This window comes from Saccharothrix ecbatanensis (assembly GCF_014205015.1).
In the GTDB taxonomy this organism is placed as follows: Bacteria; Actinomycetota; Actinomycetes; order Mycobacteriales; family Pseudonocardiaceae; genus Actinosynnema; species Actinosynnema ecbatanense.
Genome location: NZ_JACHMO010000001.1, coordinates 5,600,862 through 5,619,583, shown reverse-complemented (window position 1 = coordinate 5,619,583; position 18,722 = coordinate 5,600,862). Strand labels below are relative to the sequence as shown.

At 69.8% G+C, this 18,722-nt stretch carries 20 protein-coding genes and 1 tRNA gene; 15 read left to right on the top strand and 6 right to left on the bottom strand.

Features of this window, described 5'->3' with window-relative positions; translation table 11 throughout:
• Positions 1-158 precede the first annotated feature (158 nt).
• From F4560_RS23605 to F4560_RS23575, 7 genes are all read left to right on the top strand, one after another.
• On the top strand, positions 159-320 hold the full coding sequence (locus F4560_RS23605) for a hypothetical protein (protein ID WP_181319924.1): 162 nt from the start codon (positions 159-161) through the stop codon (positions 318-320).
• Between the two features lie 190 nt (positions 321-510).
• Entirely contained in the window at positions 511-999 is a 489-nt protein-coding gene (locus tag F4560_RS23600; RefSeq protein ID WP_184929346.1) for a helix-turn-helix transcriptional regulator, read from the top strand.
• Between the two features lie 160 nt (positions 1,000-1,159).
• A complete protein-coding gene (locus tag F4560_RS23595) occupies positions 1,160-1,516 on the top strand; it encodes a hypothetical protein (protein WP_184929345.1) in 357 nt (118 codons plus the stop codon).
• A 14-nt stretch (positions 1,517-1,530) separates the two neighbouring features.
• A complete protein-coding gene (locus F4560_RS23590; protein WP_184923261.1) occupies positions 1,531-1,833 on the top strand; it encodes a DUF3817 domain-containing protein in 303 nt (100 codons plus the stop codon).
• 114 nt (positions 1,834-1,947) lie between these two features.
• Entirely contained in the window at positions 1,948-3,048 is a 1,101-nt protein-coding gene (gcvT, locus tag F4560_RS23585; protein WP_376775336.1) for a glycine cleavage system aminomethyltransferase GcvT, read from the top strand.
• Positions 3,049-3,062: 14 nt separating this feature from the next.
• Positions 3,063-4,328, top strand: a complete 1,266-nt coding sequence (gene glyA, locus F4560_RS23580; protein WP_184923260.1) for a serine hydroxymethyltransferase — start codon at positions 3,063-3,065, stop codon at positions 4,326-4,328.
• A gap of 79 nt (positions 4,329-4,407) precedes the next feature.
• Positions 4,408-5,013, top strand: a complete 606-nt coding sequence (locus F4560_RS23575; protein WP_184923257.1) for a malonic semialdehyde reductase — start codon at positions 4,408-4,410, stop codon at positions 5,011-5,013.
• 72 nt (positions 5,014-5,085) lie between these two features.
• Here the strand turns inward: F4560_RS23575 and F4560_RS23570 are convergent, their stop codons facing one another.
• A complete protein-coding gene (locus F4560_RS23570; RefSeq protein ID WP_312869443.1) occupies positions 5,086-5,763 on the bottom strand; it encodes a COG4315 family predicted lipoprotein in 678 nt (225 codons plus the stop codon).
• Positions 5,764-5,910: 147 nt separating this feature from the next.
• Here F4560_RS23570 and F4560_RS23565 point away from each other — a divergent pair, with 147 nt between their 5' ends.
• A complete protein-coding gene (locus tag F4560_RS23565) occupies positions 5,911-7,971 on the top strand; it encodes a S9 family peptidase (RefSeq protein WP_184923255.1) in 2,061 nt (686 codons plus the stop codon).
• A gap of 55 nt (positions 7,972-8,026) precedes the next feature.
• Here the strand turns inward: F4560_RS23565 and F4560_RS23560 are convergent, their stop codons facing one another.
• The 4 genes from F4560_RS23560 to F4560_RS23545 all read right to left on the bottom strand — a co-directional run bounded on the left by F4560_RS23560 (position 8,027) and on the right by F4560_RS23545 (position 11,808).
• Positions 8,027-8,869 (bottom strand): spermidine synthase, encoded by an 843-nt coding sequence (locus F4560_RS23560; RefSeq protein ID WP_184923253.1) that lies wholly within the window; start codon positions 8,867-8,869, stop codon positions 8,027-8,029.
• Positions 8,866-9,279, bottom strand: coding sequence for an adenosylmethionine decarboxylase (speD, locus tag F4560_RS23555; RefSeq protein ID WP_184923251.1), 414 nt, complete (start codon positions 9,277-9,279; stop codon positions 8,866-8,868). The genes F4560_RS23560 and speD overlap by 4 nt, the downstream gene beginning before the upstream one ends.
• Before the next feature lie 55 nt (positions 9,280-9,334).
• Positions 9,335-10,504 carry a type III PLP-dependent enzyme gene (locus F4560_RS23550; RefSeq protein ID WP_184923249.1) on the bottom strand — a complete coding sequence of 390 codons (1,170 nt, stop codon included), beginning with the start codon at positions 10,502-10,504 and terminating at the stop codon, positions 9,335-9,337.
• Between the two features lie 74 nt (positions 10,505-10,578).
• Positions 10,579-11,808 carry a metallophosphoesterase gene (locus tag F4560_RS23545; RefSeq protein WP_246477875.1) on the bottom strand — a complete coding sequence of 410 codons (1,230 nt, stop codon included), beginning with the start codon at positions 11,806-11,808 and terminating at the stop codon, positions 10,579-10,581.
• A gap of 115 nt (positions 11,809-11,923) precedes the next feature.
• Between F4560_RS23545 and F4560_RS23540 the strand changes: the two genes are divergently transcribed.
• The 3 genes from F4560_RS23540 (at position 11,924) to pabB (ending at position 15,587) form a co-directional block, all read left to right on the top strand.
• Positions 11,924-12,427 carry a SigE family RNA polymerase sigma factor gene (locus F4560_RS23540; RefSeq protein ID WP_184923247.1) on the top strand — a complete coding sequence of 168 codons (504 nt, stop codon included), beginning with the start codon at positions 11,924-11,926 and terminating at the stop codon, positions 12,425-12,427.
• Positions 12,424-13,356: a hypothetical protein gene (locus tag F4560_RS23535; RefSeq protein WP_184923245.1), complete on the top strand. Its 933-nt coding sequence runs from the start codon at positions 12,424-12,426 to the stop codon at positions 13,354-13,356. The genes F4560_RS23540 and F4560_RS23535 overlap by 4 nt, the downstream gene beginning before the upstream one ends.
• 161 nt (positions 13,357-13,517) lie before the next feature.
• The gene (gene pabB, locus F4560_RS23530) at positions 13,518-15,587 is read left to right on the top strand and encodes an aminodeoxychorismate synthase component I (protein WP_184929341.1); all 2,070 of its coding nucleotides are present in this window, start codon (positions 13,518-13,520) and stop codon (positions 15,585-15,587) included.
• A 65-nt stretch (positions 15,588-15,652) separates the two neighbouring features.
• Here pabB and F4560_RS23525 read toward each other — a convergent pair whose 3' ends face one another.
• Positions 15,653-15,994 carry a histone-like nucleoid-structuring protein Lsr2 gene (locus F4560_RS23525; protein ID WP_184923243.1) on the bottom strand — a complete coding sequence of 114 codons (342 nt, stop codon included), beginning with the start codon at positions 15,992-15,994 and terminating at the stop codon, positions 15,653-15,655.
• Positions 15,995-16,265: 271 nt separating this feature from the next.
• On the opposite strand from F4560_RS23525, the gene F4560_RS23520 reads away from it, so the two are divergent.
• From F4560_RS23520 to F4560_RS23505, 4 genes are all read left to right on the top strand, one after another.
• A complete protein-coding gene (locus F4560_RS23520; RefSeq protein ID WP_184923241.1) occupies positions 16,266-16,547 on the top strand; it encodes a metal-sensitive transcriptional regulator in 282 nt (93 codons plus the stop codon).
• Between the two features lie 87 nt (positions 16,548-16,634).
• Positions 16,635-16,708: transfer RNA gene (locus F4560_RS23515), tRNA-Leu, on the top strand.
• A gap of 165 nt (positions 16,709-16,873) precedes the next feature.
• Positions 16,874-17,395: a helix-turn-helix domain-containing protein gene (locus F4560_RS23510; protein WP_184923239.1), complete on the top strand. Its 522-nt coding sequence runs from the start codon at positions 16,874-16,876 to the stop codon at positions 17,393-17,395.
• Positions 17,395-18,051, top strand: a complete 657-nt coding sequence (locus tag F4560_RS23505; protein WP_221483621.1) for a nucleotidyl transferase AbiEii/AbiGii toxin family protein — start codon at positions 17,395-17,397, stop codon at positions 18,049-18,051. The genes F4560_RS23510 and F4560_RS23505 overlap by 1 nt, the downstream gene beginning before the upstream one ends.
• Positions 18,052-18,722: the final 671 nt, after the last annotated feature.

Here is an 18,722-nt window from a genome sequence, read left to right as displayed (position 1 = left end):
GCGTCGCTCAGGCAGGGTTTTTGGTCGGTGGTGAGACCGGTCGAGCGATGACGGCGGGTTCCGCCGTCATCATCCGGGTGAATGGGGGACCATGGCGGGTGACCCGACCGGAGCGGCGCTCGGCCGCCCTGCCCTGTGATACGGACGGAGACCGATCAGTGAACGTCAAGAAGGTGGTGACACTGGCGGCGGTCGCGCTGGTGCTGTTCCTCCTGATCACCCAGCCCAACGAGTCGGCGGAGGCGGTGCGGACCGCGCTCGGCTGGCTCCAGTCCGGCGCCGAGTCGATCATCACCTTCGTCCGCAGCCTCTTCGCGTAGCCGGCCCGGCGAACTCCGCTCAATGCGGTCACGATCGGTGATCACGCAGGTCAGACGTTGCACCGTACGGGTGGAATGAGGGCTATAACGCCCTGGTAACAGGGTTTTAGACAAACAAGGGTCTAGCGGTTGTCGTTACCCGCTAATACGGTGCGTCGCATTGGCTGATCTTCGACCGATGGGAGGCAGAATGGTCGAGGACTCCGGAGTCGACGAGCTGTTGCGGCAGTGGGCGGCCGAGCGCTCGGATGACGCCGAGCTGCAAGAGGTGAACCGGATCAAGGACGCGTGGCTCGCGGAAGCCCCGCCGTCCGTTCCGGGAATCCCGGTGCAGCGGGCGAACGGCGGTTCCCGCGGCCTGGTGAAGGTCGAGTCCGCGGATCCCGCGTACGTGGCAGCGATGCGGAAGCGGGCGCCCGAGGTGCCCGAGGCTCTGCTCGCCGCCGCCGCCAGCTACTGGCAGCTGGTGGGAGACCTGCGCGAGGCGGAGCAGTGGTGGGACGCGGGCATCAGCCCGTTGGACCAGCGCGCTCTGGACTACCGGGCGGCCGGGCTCACACCCGCCGACCTCGGTCGTCGCCTCGGCCCGATGACGGTGCTCCAGCACCTGCGTCGGGGTAGCGCGGCAGCCTGGTGCGTGGCCAGGTTGCAGAGGCAACGCCGGGACGGCGTGGCCTAGTCGGATCGAGTCGGGGCGGGCTCCTGCGCGGTAGAGGAGCCCTTACCTTGAGGGGCGGGCTCCTGTGCGGGGAGCCCCAGCCCCGGAGCAGTACTCTTGAGGCGTGCGTGGCCTCATCACTCCCCGGCGTCTGGCCATAGCGGCCGTCTGTGTGGCGGCGATGGTCGTGTGCTGCGGCTTGGCCTACTGGCAGTGGGAGCGGTTCTCCACGGCCGGCGGCTCGTTCCAGAACCTCGGCTACGTCTTCCAGTGGCCGCTGTTCGGCCTCTTCCCGGCGTTCATGGTGTGGCGCCTGCGCAAGCTGGACGCCCGCCGCAAGGCCGAGGAGGCAGCCGCCGCGGCGGCCGGTGACCCGGACGACGCCGCTGATGAGGCCGTCCCGGAGCCGGTGGTCGCGCCGTCGCGGCCGGTCGTTACCGTTGAGCCCGTCAGAGCACCCGCGCACGACGACGAGGACGAAGAGCTCGCGGCCTACAACCGCATGCTCGCCGCCCTCAACGCGCGGGACCAGCGGTGAACGAAGGTAGGGCGATGAGCGGCGCGTTGACCAGGTTCCGGTTCATGGCTTACGTGGTCGGTGTCGGCCTGCTGCTCCTGGTGCTCGCGATGATCGCCAAGTACGCGGGCGACAGCGAGGGCATGATGCAGGTCGTCGGCCCGGTCCACGGCTTCCTCTACGCGGTCTACCTCGTGCTGACGGTCGACCTCGCGCTCAAGGCCCGCTGGTCGATCAAGGGCACGGCGCTGGTGCTGCTCGCGGGCACGATCCCGTTCGTGTCGTTCTACGCCGAACGCAAGGTGGTCGAGAGCGTCCGGGCCGAGAAGAGCCTGTGACCCGGGCCCACCCGAGCGCTCTCGTTTCGCACGTGTGATTCTCGGACCAGCCCCGCGCCGACCCGACCGGTCGGCGCTGACGGCATGTCCGCACCCCAGGGAGGACCTCGCCTGATGGAAAGCCGCCGCACGCCCCTGCACGCCGAGCACGAAGCGCTGGGCGCCATGTTCACCGACTTCGCGGGCTGGCGGATGCCGCTGCGCTACGACAGCGAGCTGGCCGAGCACCACGCCGTGCGCACGTCCGCGGGCCTGTTCGACCTCACCCACATGGGCGAGATCGTGCTCACCGGCCCCGAGGCGGGCGCCGCGCTCGACTACGCCCTGGTCGGCCACGCGTCCGCGATCCGCCTCGGCCGCGCCCGCTACACGATGATCTGCGAAGCCGACGGCGGGGTGATCGACGACCTGATCGTCTACCGCACCGGCGAGCAGGAGTACCTGGTCGTCGCCAACGCCTCCAACGCCGCCGTCGTGCGCGACGCGCTGGTCGAGCGGGCGAAGGCCTTCGACACGGCGGTCGAGGACAGGTCGACCGACTACGCGCTGCTGGCCGTGCAGGGCCCGAAGGCCACCGAGATCCTCGCCGGCCTCACGCCCACCGAGCTCGCCGAGGTGAAGTACTACGCGTCGTACCCGACCGAGGTCGCGGGCAAGTCGGTGCTGCTGGCCCGCACCGGCTACACCGGCGAGGACGGCTTCGAGCTGTTCGTCGCGCCGGACGACGCCGCCCACGTCTGGCAGGCGCTGCTGGAGGCGGGCGAGCCGCACGACCTCAAGCCCGCCGGCCTCGGCTGCCGCGACACGCTCCGGCTGGAGGCGGGCATGCCGCTGTACGGCAACGAGCTGGGCCGCGACCGCACGCCGTTCCACGCGAACCTCGGCCGGGTGGTGAAGCTGGACAAGCCCGGCGACTTCGTCGGCCGCGAGGCCCTGGCCGCCGTCGCGGAGCAGGGCGTCGACCGCAAGCTGGTCGGCCTGAAGACCACCTCGCGCCGCGCGCCGCGGCACGGGTACCCGGTGCTGGACGCGGCGGGCGACCCGATCGGCGAGATCACCAGCGGCGCGCTGTCGCCGACGCTCGGGTACTCGGTGGCGATGGCCTACGTCGCCGTCGGCGAGACTGAGCCCGGCACCCGGCTGTCCGTGGACGTCCGGGGCAGGCACGAGCCGGTCGAGGTCGTGGCACTGCCGTTCTACACGCGAACCAGCTAAGGGAGAGACCCACCATGTCCGAGCACTTCAACGCCTCTCTCGCGGAGTTCGACCCGGAGGTCGCGGACGCCGTCGCCGCCGAGCTGCGCCGCCAGCAGGGCACGCTGGAGATGATCGCCTCGGAGAACTTCACGCCGGTGTCGGTGCTCCAGGCGCAGGGTTCGGTGCTGACGAACAAGTACGCCGAGGGCTACCCGGGCCGCCGCTACTACGGCGGCTGCGAGCACGTCGACGTCATCGAGCGGCTGGCGATCGAGCGGGTCAAGGCGTTGTTCGGCGCGGGCTACGCGAACGTGCAGCCGCACTCGGGCGCGCAGGCCAACGCGAGCGCGATGTTCGCGCTGATCCAGCCGGGCGACACGATCCTGGGCCTCGACCTGGCGCACGGCGGGCACCTCACCCACGGCATGCGGATCAACTTCTCCGGCAAGCTCTACAACGTGGTCCCGTACCACGTGTCGGAGGAGGACGGCCGGGTCGACATGGCCGAGGTCGAGCGGCTGGCCGCCGAGTTCAAGCCGAAGCTGATCGTGGCGGGCTGGTCGGCGTACCCGCGTCAGCTCGACTTCGCCGAGTTCCGCCGGATCGCCGACTCGGTGGGCGCCTACCTGATGGTCGACATGGCGCACTTCGCCGGTCTGGTGGCGGCGGGCCTGCACCCGAGCCCGGTGCCGCACGCGCACGTCGTGACCACGACCACGCACAAGACCCTCGGCGGTCCGCGCGGCGGTGTGATCCTGACGAACGAGGCCGACCTGGCGAAGAAGATCAACTCGGCGGTGTTCCCGGGCCAGCAGGGCGGTCCGCTGGAGCACGTGATCGCGGGCAAGGCGGTGGCGTTCAAGCACGCCGCGTCGCCCGAGTTCGCCGACCGGCAGCGGCGCACGGTCGAGGGCGCGAAGATCCTCGCCGACCGGTTGTCCCAGCCCGACGCGGCGGCGGCCGGCGTGAAGGTCCTCACCGGCGGCACGGACGTGCACCTCGTGCTGGTCGACCTGGTGGGGTCGGAGCTCGACGGCAAGCAGGCCGAGGACCGGCTGCACGAGGTGGGGATCACGGTGAACCGCAACGCGGTGCCGAACGACCCGCGTCCGCCGATGGTGACGTCCGGCCTGCGCATCGGCACGCCGGCGCTGGCCACCCGCGGCTTCGGCGAGGCGGACTTCGTCGAGGTGGCGGACGTCATCGCGGCGGCGTTGCAGGCGTCGCCGGACCTGACCGAGCTGCGGTCCCGGGTCGAGGTGCTGGCGGCCAAGCACCCGCTGTACCCGAACCTGTGAAGTACGCCACGAAATAGCCCGTGCCGACTGGAGGTTGTCCCGTGCGCCACCCGCGTACGGGACAACCGAAAGAGGCATCATGACCACGACGTTCGACGCGTTGGCGCTGCCGCGCGACGCACAGGACCTGCTCTTCCGCGAGGCGCGCACGGCGAACGCGTTCACCGCCGAGCCCGTGACCGACGAGCAGCTCCGCGAGGTCTACGAGCTCGTGAAGTGGGGCCCGACGTCGATGAACAGCCAGCCGCTGCGGGTGCTGTTCGTGCGCGGCGAGGAGGCCAAGGCCCGGCTCGCGCCGCACATGTCGGAGGGCAACCGGGCGAAGACGGCATCCGCCCCGGTGACCGCGATCCTGTCCGCCGACACGGACTTCCACGAGCACTTCCCCCGGACGTTCCCGAACTACCCGGGCGCCAAGGCCGCGTTCGCCGATGACGCCGGGCGGACCGAGGCGGCCAAGATGAACGCCCTGCTCCAGGTCGGCTACTTCATCCTGGGCGTCCGCGCGGCCGGTCTCGCCGCGGGCCCGATGAGCGGCTTCGACAAGGACGGCGTGCGCCGCGAGTTCTTCGCCGACACGACCCTGCTCCCGCTGGTGATCGTCAACATCGGCCACCCGGACCACTCCGGCACCCACCCGCGCAACCCGCGCCTGGACTACGCCGAGGCCGTCAGCGTCATCTGACGCGTGCCGATCCCCCGGCCAACCCCAGGCCGGGGGATCAGTGTCTCCACAGTGGACCAGACGGCCGGTGGACTAGGCGGCAGGCGCCGTCACCCCCGGCGGCAGGCACTCCACGTTGCGCTTCCCGTTGGGCTGCACCACGAACCAGGTGCCGCCGACACCCTGGCCCTTCCACTGGCCCGGCGCCTCGTCCTTCGCGTAGGTGTAGAGCGGCCAGCCGTCCAGGGTCACCTGCTCGCTGCCGTCGGCCCGCTTCACCGACGACACGAGCGCCGGGTCGACGCCCTGCAACTGCGGCGTGCCGTTCGACAGCACGGGCGGCCACGTGACAGCGCACTGACCCTCACAATTGGACTTCGCGGGCTTCGGCGTGTCCTTGTCGAACCGGTACAGCGTCCGGCCGTCGCCGTCCTGCACGACGTCGCCCATCTTGGGAACGCTCTTGCCCACCAACGAGACCTGGGGACCGGACGGCGCGGGTGCGGCCTGGCCCGCCGGCGTTTCGGCGGTTTCCCCAGCGATGGTCTCCTCGGCGGTCGTCTCCTCGGTGGGCGCCGCCTCCGCACTGGTCGGAGGGGCCAAGGGCTCCTGCACGTCGCCGTAGTCGCCCTGGGCCGCGGCACCCACCTGCTCGGTCTGCGCGACCGTCCTGCCTTGCAGGCCGGTGGCGTTGGAAGTCCACATGACCAGCGCGAGCACGGCAGCCATGCCGCCCGCGACGGCGATGGCGATGCGGTTTCGTCGGATCACACTCACTCCTCCTTGGTCCGTCAATCGCTCCACCGACCAATACGGCCCTTCCTCGGACGTGGTTCAGGCCCGGCGCGGAGACAGGGGTCGGCCCGCTCGCGCACCGACGTCCGGGCCGACCCCTCGGACACCACGTAGGGTGTTCCGGTGGGCAACGAGATCTCTTTCCCGCGCCAGCACGCGCGCACCCAGCGGTTCACCCTTGGCGCACCGCGCACCTTCACCGTGGCTCCGGACGGCGCCACGGTGTACTTCCTCCGCACCGCCGCGGCCACGAGCCGGGCGAACGGCCTGTGGGCGTTCGACACCGCGACCCGGTCCGAGACGCTGCTCGTCGACCCGAACACGCTGCTGACCGACCCCGAGGACCTGTCCCCGGAGGAGCGGGCACGCCGCGAGCGCACCCGTGAGCAGGCGGCGGGCATCGTCGGCTACGCCACGGACGGCGCCGTGCGGCAGGCGGTGTTCGCGTTGTCCGGCAGGCTGTTCGTGGTCGAACTCGCGACCGGCGCGGTGCGCGAGCTGCCGGTCCCGGGCGCGGCCATCGACCCCCGGCTCGACCCGACCGGCCGCAAGGTCGGGTACGTGGCGGACGGCGCGCTGCACGTCGTGGAGCTGGAGTCGGGCGCGGACCGGGTGGTCGCGGCGCCGGACGGGCCGGACGTGACGTGGGGTCTGGCGGAGTTCATCGCGGCCGAGGAGATGAGCCGGTACCGCGGGTACTGGTTCTCCCCGGACGGCGAGCGGGTGTTGGCGGCCCGGGTGGACAACGCGCCCGTGCCCCGCTGGCACATCGCGGACCCGGCGAACCCGGACAAGCCCGCCGCCGAGATCGCCTACCCCGCCGCGGGTGAGGCCAACGCGGTGGTCGGCGTGTCGGTCTTCGGCGCGGGCCGGGTCGACGTGACGTGGGACCGCGACGCGTTCCCGTACCTGGCCACGGTGTCGTGGTCGTCGCACGGCAAGCCGCTGCTCCAGGTCCAGTCACGGGACCAGCGCCGCGCCCTCGTGCTGGCGGTGGACGTCGAGACCGGCGCGGTGGACGTGGTGGCGGACGACACCGACCCGCACTGGCTGGAGATCGTGCCGGGCGTGCCGCGCTGGACGCCGGACGGCGAACTGCTGCGCGTGCTGCCGATCGGTGACGCGAACCGGCTCGTCGTGGGCGACCGCCCGTGGACGCCGGACGGGTTCCAGGTGCGCGCGGTGCTGGACGTGGCCGAGGACGGCGTCCTGGTGTCGGCGTCCACCGACGACCCGACGCAGACGCACGTCTTCCTCGTCACCGCCGACGGACGCACCCGACTGTCCACTGAGGACGGTGTGCACGGCGCGGCGCGGGCGGGCGGCGTGCTGCTGCTGGTGTCGTCGGCGATGGACCGCTTCGGGCCGAAGGTCACGCTGTCGACCGGCGGCGAGATCGGGACGTTCGCGGAAACCCCTGTGCTCACACCGGAAGTGCGGCTGCGGACCGTTGGCGAGCGGGAGTTGAGGACGGCCCTGCTGTTCCCGCGCGACCACGTGCCGGGCGTGAAGGTGCCGGTGCTGCTGGACCCGTACGGCGGGCCGCACGCGCAGCGCGTGGTGTCGGCGCGGAACGCCTACCTGACGTCGCAGTGGCTGGCGGACCAGGGTTTCGCGGTCCTGGTGGTGGACGGCCGCGGCACGCCCGGTCGTGGGCCGGTGTGGGAGCGGGAGATCGCGTTCGACTTCGCCGGCGCCACCCTCGAAGACCAGGTGGACGCCCTGCACGCCGTCGCCGCCGTCGAACCCGACTTGGACCTGACCAGGGTGGGCATCCGCGGCTGGTCGTACGGCGGGTACCTGGCCGCGTTGGCCGTCCTGCGCCGTCCGGACGTGTTCCACGCGGGCATCGCGGGCGCTCCGGTCACCGACTGGCGGCTGTACGACACCCACTACACCGAGCGCTACCTGGGCCACCCGGACGACAAGCCCGAGATCTACGACGCGAACTCGCTCATCGCCGACGCCCCGAAGCTGGAGCGCCCGCTGATGATCGTGCACGGTCTGGCGGACGACAACGTGGTGGCCGCCCACACCCTGCGCCTGTCGTCGGCACTGCTGGCCGCCGGGCGTCCGCACACCGTGCTGCCGCTGTCCGGCGTCACGCACATGACCCCGCAGGAGCAGGTCGCGGAGAACCTGTTGCTGCTCCAGGTCGATTTCCTCAAGCGCTCACTCGCCTGAACCGCGTGAGTCCTACGTTCGCGTTCTGAACGTAGGACTCACGCGGCGGTGGGGGTCACGCCAAAGAGTGCCGCACCAGGTAGGGCGGGATCGAGTTGCCGACCAGGGCGAGGTCGTCGATCGTCTCCGGCTGGTAGCCGCACTCGGGCAGGCGCTCGACCATGAGGGCGGTCGGGTCGGCCACCTCGTCGGCCCGCCCGAACAGGTAGGCCCACTCGTGCTCGTCCGAGCCGTAGTACGCCACCGTGTCGAACACCTCGTTGAACCGCTGCCACATCCGGATCAGCGTGGTGTTGCGCCACATCGTCTGGCAGCCCGCCTGCGACACCACGACGCCGCCCGGCGTGAGCAGCGCCTTGCACAGGGCGAGGAACTCCGCGCCGTACAAGCGGTTGTGCTGGGCCTCTTCCTCGCGCTCGTCCGGCAGGTCCACCAGGACGATGTCGTAACGCTCCGACGTCGTCCGGATGTACTCGTAGCCGTCGATGTACTGCACGCGGATCGCGCCCTCGCCCTTCTCGGCGAGAGCGAGCTCGTCCTGCGTGTACCCGTACGGCAGGTGCTCGGCGCACAGCCGCACGGCCTGCGAGTCGATGTCGATGTGGTCGACCACCGAAGCGCCCGCCGCCACCGCCATCTGGCACACGACGCCCTCCGACGACCCGATGACCAGCACCCGGTCGACGCGGTCGGCGAGCAGCAGCGCCGGCGCCATCAGCGCCTCGTGGTACGTCAACTGGCTGAACTCGGTGCTCTGCCGGTCGTCGTCGCAGAACAGCGACAACCCCTGGGCGGTGCGCGCGATCACCAGGTGCTGGAACTCGGTCCGGGTGTCGACCACGACCTCTTCGACGTCCCAGTGCCGGGTCATCCCGGCCGCGAGCGGTTCGCGGATCAAGACGCTTTCTCCTCACCGACGAGCGCGGGGACGCGACGACCCCGGCTGACCATGTCCGTCCGTGCCGACGCAGCTCCCAGCGCTTCGGCCAGCAACTGCACCGCGAGCGCGGGCTTGGCGCGCGTGCCGCAGGTGAACACGTCCACGAACACCGCTCCGACTTCCGGATACGTGTGGATGGACGCGTGCGACTCCGACAACAGGGCCAGCACGGTGACCCCTTGCGGCTCGAACTGCTTGGAGACCACCTCCAACACCGTGGCATCCGCCTGGGTGAGCGCTTCACCGAGCGCGTGTCGCAGGAACTGCTCGTCGTCGAGCAGTTCGGGGCTCACGCCTTCAAGCTCGGCGAGCACGTGCTGTCCTGCGAACAAGCCAACCGGCTCGGTTTCGCACGGGAGTTCGGACATCAATCACTCCAAACATCTTCAGGAGGTGCACTGCGACGGACAGGCGGGGGCGTGCTCATCGCACGCAGTGGGTGGCCAGCGGCGGGAAGCCGTTGAACGCCACCGAGGAGTAGCTGGCCGTGTAGGCGCCCGCGCCGAGCAGGTCGACGTGGTCGCCCGCGCGCAGCTCCAGGGGCAGCTGGTAGCACGTGTTCTGGTAGAGGACGTCGTCCGCGTCGCACGTCGGGCCGGCGATCACGACCGGGCCGACGGGTCCACCGTCCCGGCTGGTCCGCAGCGGGTAGGCGATCGCCTCGCCCTCGGTCTCCGCCAGTCCACCGTACCTGCCGATGTCGAGGAACACCCACCGGCGTTCGTCCGAATAGGACTTGCGCGCCACGAGCACCACCTCGGACCGGATGACGCCCGACTCGGCGACGATCGCGCGTCCCGGCTCGATCATCACGTGAGGCTTGAGGTCGCCGAAGTGGCGTTCGATCGACGCGGTGATGGCCGCGCCGTACACGGACAGTGGAGGTGGCTGCTCCAGGTAGCCGGCGGGCAGGCCGCCGCCCAGGTTGACCGTCGTCAGCGACAGGCCCTCGGCGCGCAGCTTCGCGGTGACGAGCGCGGCGTCGGCGATCGCGGCGTCCCAGCCGCCCGGGTCGAGCTGCTGCGACCCGGCGTGGAACGCCACGCCCAGCGGAACGAGCCCCGACTCCGACGCCAACCGCAGCAAATCCGTCGCCATTTCGGGCGAGCAGCCGAATTTCTTGCCGAACGGGTAGGTGGAACCCTTGCTGTTGACCAGGATCCGCAGCATCACGGACGCGCCGGGCGCGTGCTCGGCGAGCGCGAGCACGTCCTGTTCGCTGTCGGACACGAACAGTCGCACGCCCCGCCCGTACGCGTAGGCGATGTCCCGCGCCTTCTTGATCGGGTTGCTGTACGAGATGGTCTCCGGCGCGGCGCCGCGCGCCAGGCACAGGTCGATCTCCGCGGGGCTGGCGACGTCGAACGAACACCCCTCGGCGGCCAGCAGTTCGACCACTTCGGGCGTCGGGTTCGCCTTGACCGCGTAGAAGATCCCCGCCCGCGGCAACGCCGAACGGATGGCCGTGAACCGGTCGCGCACGGTCGGCAGGTCGATCACCAGACAGGGGGTGTCCGGTCGCTCATTGTCCAGGAAATGACGGATACGAGCTGTTGCCTCGTCAAGCCGTTGATCGGCAAAGCTCTTCGTCATCTCGCTAGGGGTCCCCCTCCGCAACCGTGTTCGGGCACGGCCGTCCACTCTAGGTGGTGCGGGCGAAAAATGCGCTATCGGCCGGCGAAGTTGTGATGCAACTCCAGGACGGTGATGTCCGGCGGCGCGCCGACCCGCACCGGCGGACCCCAGAAGCCGACGCCGTTGGTCGTGTAGACCTGCGTGCCGTCGATGGTCTCCAGCCCGCTGCGCATCGGCTGTTGGAGGCCCACCGCGAGGTGGAACGGGAACATCTGGCCGCCGTGCGTGTGCCCGGACAGCTGGAGGTCCACCCCGTGCTTCGCGGCTTCGCGGACCTGCACCGGCTGGTGCGCCATGAGCACCACGGGCTTCGACGTGTCCCGGCCGTCCAGGGCGCGGGCGTAGTCGGGGCCGTCGTCGAAGGCCGCGCCGGTGACGTCGCTGACGCCCGCGAGGTCGAACGACGCGCCCGCCCGTTCGATCGTCAGCCGCTCGTTGCGCAGCGGGCTCACGCCGAGCCGGTCCAGCTCCGTCAACCACGGCTCGGCGCCCGAGTAGTACTCGTGGTTGCCGGTGACGAAGAAGCTGCCGTGCGTGCTCACCAGGTCGCGCAGCGGAGCCGCCGCCTCGCCCAGTTCGTCCACCGTGCCGTCGACCAGGTCGCCCACGATCGCGACCAGGTCCACCTGCTGCTCGTTGATCATCCGCACGACCCGTTCGGTGTGCGCGCGGCCGAGCAGCGGTCCCAGGTGGATGTCGCTCACGACCGCGATGCGGTAGCCGGACAGCCGCGGGTCGAGCTTGCCCAGCGTCACGGGCACGCGCTTGAGGACTGGGTCGCCCAACGCCTGCGTGGCGCCGTACGTGACGACGCCCGCCGTGGCCACCCCGCCCACGACGGCGAGCGACCGTGCGATGAACAGCCGTCGGCCAGGGTCGGCGGGCTGCTCCGGCGCCTCCGGCTGCTCCGGCGTCTCTGGTGTTTCTGCAACGGCGTTGGGCACGCCCGCCGCGACCGCCACCTCCAGCCGCCGGGTCGAGCGCAGCATCAGCAGCCGGGGGATCTCCAGCACGCCCAGGATCAACGAGAAGTAGAACGCGCCCGCCAGCCAGATGAACCCCGGCCAGGCGACCGCGTCACCGAGCGCCCACCCGAGCCTGCTCACCGACAGGCCGGCCATCACCAGCACGTAGAGGAGGAGCACCACGACGGTGCCGATCCGGCGGCCACGACCGGGCAGCGTCGTGTCCCGGACGGCCCGCTTCCAGATGTAGTAGTGGGCTGCGCCCATCACGACGGCGAACAGCACGAAGAAGAACAAGCAGGGCCTCCCGAGTGGTGATGAGACCAGTTTCCACGAATCCCCGGAACCCGCATGCAACCCCCTGAGCGCCCGCGAGCGTGATTACCTCGTACCGCAGCACGGGGGAGGACAGATGAGTGATCGGGACACCGCGTTCGCCGAGTACTTCGCGGCGCGGTCCGATGCCATGCGTGGCACGGCGTACCTGCTGTGCGGCGACTGGCACCGTGCCGAGGACCTGGTCCAAGCCACGTTCACCAAGCTTTACGTGGCGTGGCGGCGGATCGACCGGCACGAGGCACTCGACGCCTACACGCGGCAGACGCTGGTTCGGACGTTCGTGTCCGAACTGCGCCGTGGCTGGTTCCGCAAGGAGCGGGTGAGCGAGACGGACGTCGACACGGCGGCCGTCGGACGTGGCTCGACGGAGGACCGGCTGGTGCTGCTGGCGGCGCTGGCCAAGGTCCCGCCGCGGCAACGGGCCGTGCTCGTGCTCCGGTACTGGGAAGACCTGTCGGTCGAGGAGACCGCCAGGGCGTTGAACTGTTCCGAAGGAACGGTGAAGAGCCAGGCCGCGCGGGGGCTGCAGACGCTGCGCGGCCTGATCACCCCTCAGCAGGGAGAGATGGTGCGATGAACGAGCACGAGCTGAAGAGCGCGTTGCAGGATGTGATGGTGGCGAGCAGCCCGCCGCCACCCATGGATGCCGGGGCTGCGCTGGACCGGGGCCGCCGTGCGGACCGCCGCCGGAAGGCCACGTGGGCGGTGGCGGTCGCCGGACTCGGGGTGGTCGCCATCGCGGTCGGCGCCGTGCTGGTGCCGAACCTGGCCGGTGGCGACGGCGTCCAGGTGGCGGGAGGGCAGTCGTCGGTCCCGGCGAGCGCGCCGCCCATGACCAGCGTGCCGCCGTCCGTCACGGCGACGCTGAGCCCGCCGCCGACGTCTGAGGACGCGAAGGCGTCCACCGAGAGGCCGTGGCCGAACGGGCAGGGCGACCGGACCTCGACCAACGGGCCGCGAGCGGACAAGAGCGTGGCGGTGCTGAACGACCTGGGCTCGTCGTTGCCGAACGGCGTGGAGGCCGTGGACAAGGCCGCGGTCGGAAGGCTGGACTACGGGCCGTTGCGGCGCACCCAGTCGCAGTTCGCGGACTACACCGCCGATGGGCTGGAGATCTGGGAGTACCTGGCGTACACGCCGGTGGTGCGCGGCGGCACCGAGGGCGTCGGACACCTGTGGATGCAGGTCGAGACCAAGGGGAACTCGCGCGTCGAGGACGTGTCGGGCTGCGGCATGGTGATCCGCCAGACGTACCCGGTAACCGACGGCAGCGGCCGTTGCGACATCCTCGACGTCGGCGGCAAGCAGGTCGTCGTCGTCACGGCGGCCGGCCCGGAGAACGGCATGGAGCAGGCCGCCTTCTACCGGTATGACGACAGCACGCTGGTGATCGTGGCCCAGTCCCGGGAGTACCTGAACTCCGGTCACCCGGCGCTGGCCGAGAGGCCGCTGACGTCGCAGCAGCTCGCGGCGATCGCGGTAGACCCGAAGTTCCACCTGGACTGAGTCGGGGAGGGACGGGGAGGCCGGGCAGCGCGTGTGCCCGGCCTCTTCGGTCTTGCCGGTGTCTTCGGTGTCTTCGGTGTCGGAGTGTGTCCGGGTCCCGGTGTGTCGTCCGTCCAGGGGTACTCCATCCGGGTGTTCGTGCAGGTAACGTCGTGTCCGCCATGCGGACCCTGCTCATCGACAACCACGACTCGTTCACCTTCAACCTCTTCCAGTACCTGGCCGAGGTGAACGGGCGCGAGCCGGTCGTCATCACCAACGACGACCCGCGGTTCCGGCTGTCCGACCTGCGCCGGTTCGACAACGTGGTGATCTCGCCCGGTCCCGGACGGCCGCAGCGGGAGGCCGACTTCGGGCTGTGCCGTGCGGTGATCGAGCACGCGGAGATCCCGCTGCTGGGGGTGTGCCTCGGCCACCAGGGGCTGTGCCTGGCGCATGGCGCGTCGGTGGGGCTGGTGCCGCCCCGGCACGGCGTGGTGGACCTGGTGCGGCACACCGGGGTGGACCTGTTCGCCGGCCTGCCGTCGCCACTGCCCGTGGTGCGGTACCACTCGCTGGCCGTGTCCGATCTGCCCGATTCGCTGGAGCCGATCGCCTGGACGACCTCGGACAACGTCCTGATGGCCGTACGCCACCGCTCCCGCCCCGCGTGGGGTGTGCAATTCCACCCCGAGTCGGTGTGCACGTCACACGGTCACCAGCTACTGGCCAACTTCCACAACCTAACCGCCGCCGCTGCCGTCGAGCCCGCAGTCACTCCTCCCCCCTCCGTGGCTCCCCCTCCCGCCTCCAACTCTGCGCGCGCCCCCTCTCCCCCTTCTCCTCCCTCCGTCGCTTCGGCGCGGGAGGTGTTGGTGCGGCGCGTGGCCGTGCACCCGTCGGCGGAGGACGTCTACGCGGCCCTGTACGGGGCGTCCGAGAACGCCTTCTGGCTGGACAGCAGCCTCGTCGGCGCACGGGGTCGGTTCTCCGTGATGGGCGACGCCCAGGGCCCTCTGGCGCGCGTGGCGACGTACGACGTGTGGACCGGCGCGGTCACGGTGGACGGGGTGACGCATCCCGGGCCGTTCTTCGACTGGCTGGAGGCCGACCTGGCCGCGTGGCGGGTGACGCAGCCGGACGTCCCCTTCGAGTTCGCGCTCGGCTGGGTCGGCTACCTCGGGTACGAGCTGAAGGCCGAATGCGGCGGAGTGGCCGCGCACCGTTCGGAGCAGCCCGACGCGGCATTCGTGTTCGCCGACCGGGCGTTGGTTTTCGACCACGTTTCGAGATGCGTCTACCTGTTGGCGTTGTCCGACGAGGACGGGTGGTTGGGCCGAACGGCCGATTTCCTGCGTGATTTCACCGCGTCGCCCGCATCGGCTCCCCGACCACCGCGTGCGGAGTCCGTGCAGGCGCGGCATAGCCGTTCGCACTATCTCAAGCTGGTGGCGGCATGTCAGGAGGCCATCACGGCGGGCGAGAGCTACGAGGTATGCCTGACGAACACGGTGACGTGGCGCGGCGTGGTCGACCCGTGGGACGCCTACCGGTTCCTCCGCGCGGAAAGCCCGGCGCCGTTCGCCGCGTTGCTCCGTTTCGGCGCGCTCTCGGTGCTCAGCACTTCACCCGAGCGGTTCATCCGGGTGGACCGACAGGGTGTCGTCGAATCCGAGCCAATCAAGGGCACGAGACCCCGCGGGGCCACCGCGGCCGAGGACGAGGCTTTGCGCACAGCCTTGGCGACCAGCGCGAAGGACCGGGCCGAGAACCTCATGATCGTGGACTTGGTCCGCAATGATCTGGGCCATTGCGCGGAAGTCGGCAGCGTCGAGGTGCCCAGGATCTTCGAGGTGGAGAGCTACGCGACAGTGCACCAGCTCGTCAGCACGGTTCGGGCCAGACTGCGTTCCGGAAGTTCCGCCGCCGACGTCGTTAGGGCGGCGTTCCCGGGTGGGTCCATGACGGGTGCGCCCAAGATCCGGACAATGCAGATCATCGACGGGCTGGAAGCCGGGCCCAGGGGTGTCTACTCCGGGGCGCTCGGTTACTTCTCACTCTCCGGAACGGCCGACTTCAGCATCGTCATCAGGACGCTGGTGGTGGACCGGGACAAGGTGAGTTTCGGGGTGGGTGGCGCGGTCATCGCGCTGTCCGACCCGGCGGAGGAATTCGAGGAGACCGCGGTCAAGGCGACCGCCCTGCTCAGCCTGCTGGACGCCGAGTTCCCGGGGCGCACCAGAATGACGTGAGGGTCTCTGACCTGCGTTTTTCCCCTGCGGCAGTGGCGGTCCACCGCAGGGGAAAACGACGCGACTCAGGAGGCGTGCGCTTCCTGGAACTGCACGACCAGGCCCTGGGGAATGCGACCGCGGTCGGAGATCTGGTGGCCCTGCGCGCGCGCCCAGTCCCGAATCGCCTGCGCCTGCGCCTTGTCACCAGCCTTTACCGTGCTCTTGCCGGTGCCCTTGCGCTGCTTGCGGCCACCCGCGCGGCGCGCCTTGGCGACGAAGTCGGCCAGGGAGTCGCGGAGCTTGTCCGCATTGTCCTTGGAGAGATCGATGGAGTACTCCACTCCGTCCAGCGCGAAGGTCACGGTCTCGGCGGCTTCGCTGCCGTCGAGGTCGTCGATGAGTTGGACGACGGTCTGCTGTGCCACTGTTCCTCCGTGTGTGCTCGCATAGCGCGTGCTGCCTACGACTTGTTCTGCGCCACACGCTTCGACGACACCATAGTGCACGAGAGGAATATCGCCTAACCTTTCGCGCCGAAAATGTGACTGATGCCCCCGGACGGGTCATTTCGCCGGCTAAACCGCACCCGCCGAAATGCGAGCAGCCCGAAGGCTTGCCCGTGGTGCCGGTCACACTCGGTCGAGTGGCCTATCCTGGGAGTCGGGTACCCGCCCAGGGTAGGGAAGGTCGGGAGCGATGCACGGTTACACGCCGGACAAGGACGCGTTCCTCAAGCGATTGCGGCGCATCGAAGGGCAGGTCCGCGGCCTCCAGCGGATGGTGGAGAACGACGAGTACTGCATCGACGTGCTGACCCAGATCTCGGCCGCGACGAAGGCGTTGCAGGCGGTGTCCCTGGGTTTGCTGGACGAGCACCTCAAGCACTGCGTGGCGCAGGCGGCGGCCGAGGGGGGCGAGGTGGCGGACGCGAAGATCGCCGAGGCGTCCGCCGCAATCGGCCGCCTCGTCCGATCCTGACGCGCGGGGGGATGCCCGGCCGTCGCTCCCCGAAGTCGGGGGTCGTGCGGCGGCCGGGCAACCTGATCGAGTAGAGTGCTCCCACCGGCCCCCGTAGCCCAATCGGCAGAGGCAGCGGACTCAAAATCCGTCCAGTGTGCGTTCGAGTCGCACCGGGGGCACATCGCGATTCATCTGAAGTTCGGCCCCTGACCGGTTGTTCTGCTGGTCGGGGGCCGAACTCGTTCTGCCTGGTCGGCTCGTCGGGTGCGGGGCTTGGGTGCGGGTTGTCGCAGGCGAACTCGCGGCGTACCGTATCCCATCGGATACGTCACTGGAGGGCCGGTATGGCGGATATGACAGAGATGCTCGTGCAGGCGAGACGCGCTGCGGGGCTCAGTCAAGAGGAACTGGCACGTCGAGCAGGTACTTCGCGGCCGACGCTGTCCGCCTACGAACACGGACGGAAGTCGCCCACGGTGGACACGTTGGGGCGGTTGCTGGCTGAAGCCGGTCACGAGTTGGTGGTCGTGCCCGTGCCGCGGGTTGTCGAGCACGTAACTTCGCGTGGTCGCGTGGTCTTCACGTTGAGCGAGCTTCCTCGTCTTCCGATGGACCGGGCCTTTTCCGTTGTGACGCTGCCGATCCACTTGAACTGGTCTGCGCCGGGGCGGTGGTTCAACCTGGCCAACCGGTCCGAACGGGCACGCGTCTACGAGATCGTGCTTCGCGAGGGTGGACCGGAGGACGTGATCACGTATGTTGACGGTGCTCTGCTCGTCGACTTGTGGGACGAACTCGTCCTTCCTCGTGACGTCCGAGCCGCTTGGTCGTCGGTTGTCGGTCGTGCGGCGGCAGAGGCCGCGTGATGCCTGACGAGTCGTCTCCGGAAGGCTTGACCGACTTCCAGGTAGAGGTGGCCAGGGTGTTCTTCGGTCTCGCGGAGAGCGAGGGGTTCCTGCTCGCCGGAGGCGCGGCACTGGTGGCTCAAGCCTTGACCGACCGGCCCACGCAGGACTTGGACTTCTTCGCCGGCCCCGACAGCGGAGATGTCGTTGCCGCTCGTGACGCCTTCGAAACGGCTGCGCGAGAGCGGGGCTGGTCTGTGCGGCGAGTGCGGGACGGGGTGACGTTCTGTCGGCTGGTGGTCTCCGGGCCGGATTCGCTGGTGGTCGACCTCGCTCTCGACACGCCTCCGAGCAGGCCGCCCACGGCCAGCTTCATCGGGCCGACGTTCGACTTGGAGGAGCTGGCCGGCCGTAAGACGCTCGCCCTGTTCGACCGTGCGGAAGCTCGCGACTTCACGGACGTCTACGCGCTGGTCCACCGCTATGGCAAACAATTGCTGCTCGCCCGCGCCGCTGAAGTCGACATGGGGTTCGACATGGCGGTCTTCGCGCAGATGCTCGGAACGCTGTCCCGCTTCGAGGACAGCGAACTCCCCATCCCCGGTGACCGAGTGGCGGAACTTCGGTCGTTCTTCGCGAGCTGGGCCGTCGAGCTGGTTGACGACCGCCCTAGTTGATCATCCTTTGTGGACCCGGCTGTCCATGGGCGTGTCCATGAACCACTGTGCCACCGCGCCTGCGCCACCTCCATGATGCAACCACGGGACTCGGTCGCCAGTGGTGACGTCGATTGCCTGGCTTGACGGTGGACTCAAATCCGTCCAGTGTGCGTTCGAGTCGCACCGGGGGCACATAGTTGGACCACATAGGATCGGCCCCTGTCCTCGACTGATGAGGTCAGGGCCGATCTCGTGTTGGCCGGCCGCCGTGTCCGGCCGTCACCTGCTGTCCATGGCCATCCGTGCCGAATGCGCGCCGAACTCCGGCCGGTCAATCCTCAGTGCGGTAGATGCCCCACAACTGCTTGCGCGCAACCGCCTCCTGTCCTGGAAGGCACGTGGCGTAGATCTTGAACAGGACTGCAGCCGGATGTGGTTGCGCAGCACCACCGCCGGCTGCGGGGGACACGGCGCCTGTCGTGTGTCGCCTTCTCTCGGTGCTTCAGCTGCCGCAGTCGACGCCCGGCTGGTCACCGCAGGCCGTATTCGATCCGGCCGCCTGACTTGGCAGAGCATGAGCGGTTCGGAGTTGCGGTGGGCCATGTTGAACCACGTCACCCAGGTCGCTACGTACTACCGCGGCGAGATCCACTTGCAGGCACAGGGGAACGAGCGGATTCCCGGCGGGG

Coding starts and splice junctions, on each gene's coding strand:
- F4560_RS23600 (WP_184929346.1), top strand. CDS start 511: ATGGTCGAGGACTCCGGAGTCGACGAGCTGTTGCGGCAGTGGGCGGCC.
- F4560_RS23595 (WP_184929345.1), top strand. CDS start 1,160: ATGGTCGTGTGCTGCGGCTTGGCCTACTGGCAGTGGGAGCGGTTCTCC.
- F4560_RS23590 (WP_184923261.1), top strand. CDS start 1,531: ATGAGCGGCGCGTTGACCAGGTTCCGGTTCATGGCTTACGTGGTCGGT.
- gcvT (WP_376775336.1), top strand. CDS start 1,948: ATGGAAAGCCGCCGCACGCCCCTGCACGCCGAGCACGAAGCGCTGGGC.
- glyA (WP_184923260.1), top strand. CDS start 3,063: ATGTCCGAGCACTTCAACGCCTCTCTCGCGGAGTTCGACCCGGAGGTC.
- F4560_RS23575 (WP_184923257.1), top strand. CDS start 4,408: ATGACCACGACGTTCGACGCGTTGGCGCTGCCGCGCGACGCACAGGAC.
- speD (WP_184923251.1), bottom strand. CDS start 9,279: ATGTCCGAACTCCCGTGCGAAACCGAGCCGGTTGGCTTGTTCGCAGGA.
- F4560_RS23550 (WP_184923249.1), bottom strand. CDS start 10,504: ATGACGAAGAGCTTTGCCGATCAACGGCTTGACGAGGCAACAGCTCGT.
- F4560_RS23540 (WP_184923247.1), top strand. CDS start 11,924: ATGAGTGATCGGGACACCGCGTTCGCCGAGTACTTCGCGGCGCGGTCC.
- F4560_RS23535 (WP_184923245.1), top strand. CDS start 12,424: ATGAACGAGCACGAGCTGAAGAGCGCGTTGCAGGATGTGATGGTGGCG.
- pabB (WP_184929341.1), top strand. CDS start 13,518: ATGCGGACCCTGCTCATCGACAACCACGACTCGTTCACCTTCAACCTC.
- F4560_RS23520 (WP_184923241.1), top strand. CDS start 16,266: ATGCACGGTTACACGCCGGACAAGGACGCGTTCCTCAAGCGATTGCGG.
- F4560_RS23510 (WP_184923239.1), top strand. CDS start 16,874: ATGGCGGATATGACAGAGATGCTCGTGCAGGCGAGACGCGCTGCGGGG.
- F4560_RS23505 (WP_221483621.1), top strand. CDS start 17,395: ATGCCTGACGAGTCGTCTCCGGAAGGCTTGACCGACTTCCAGGTAGAG.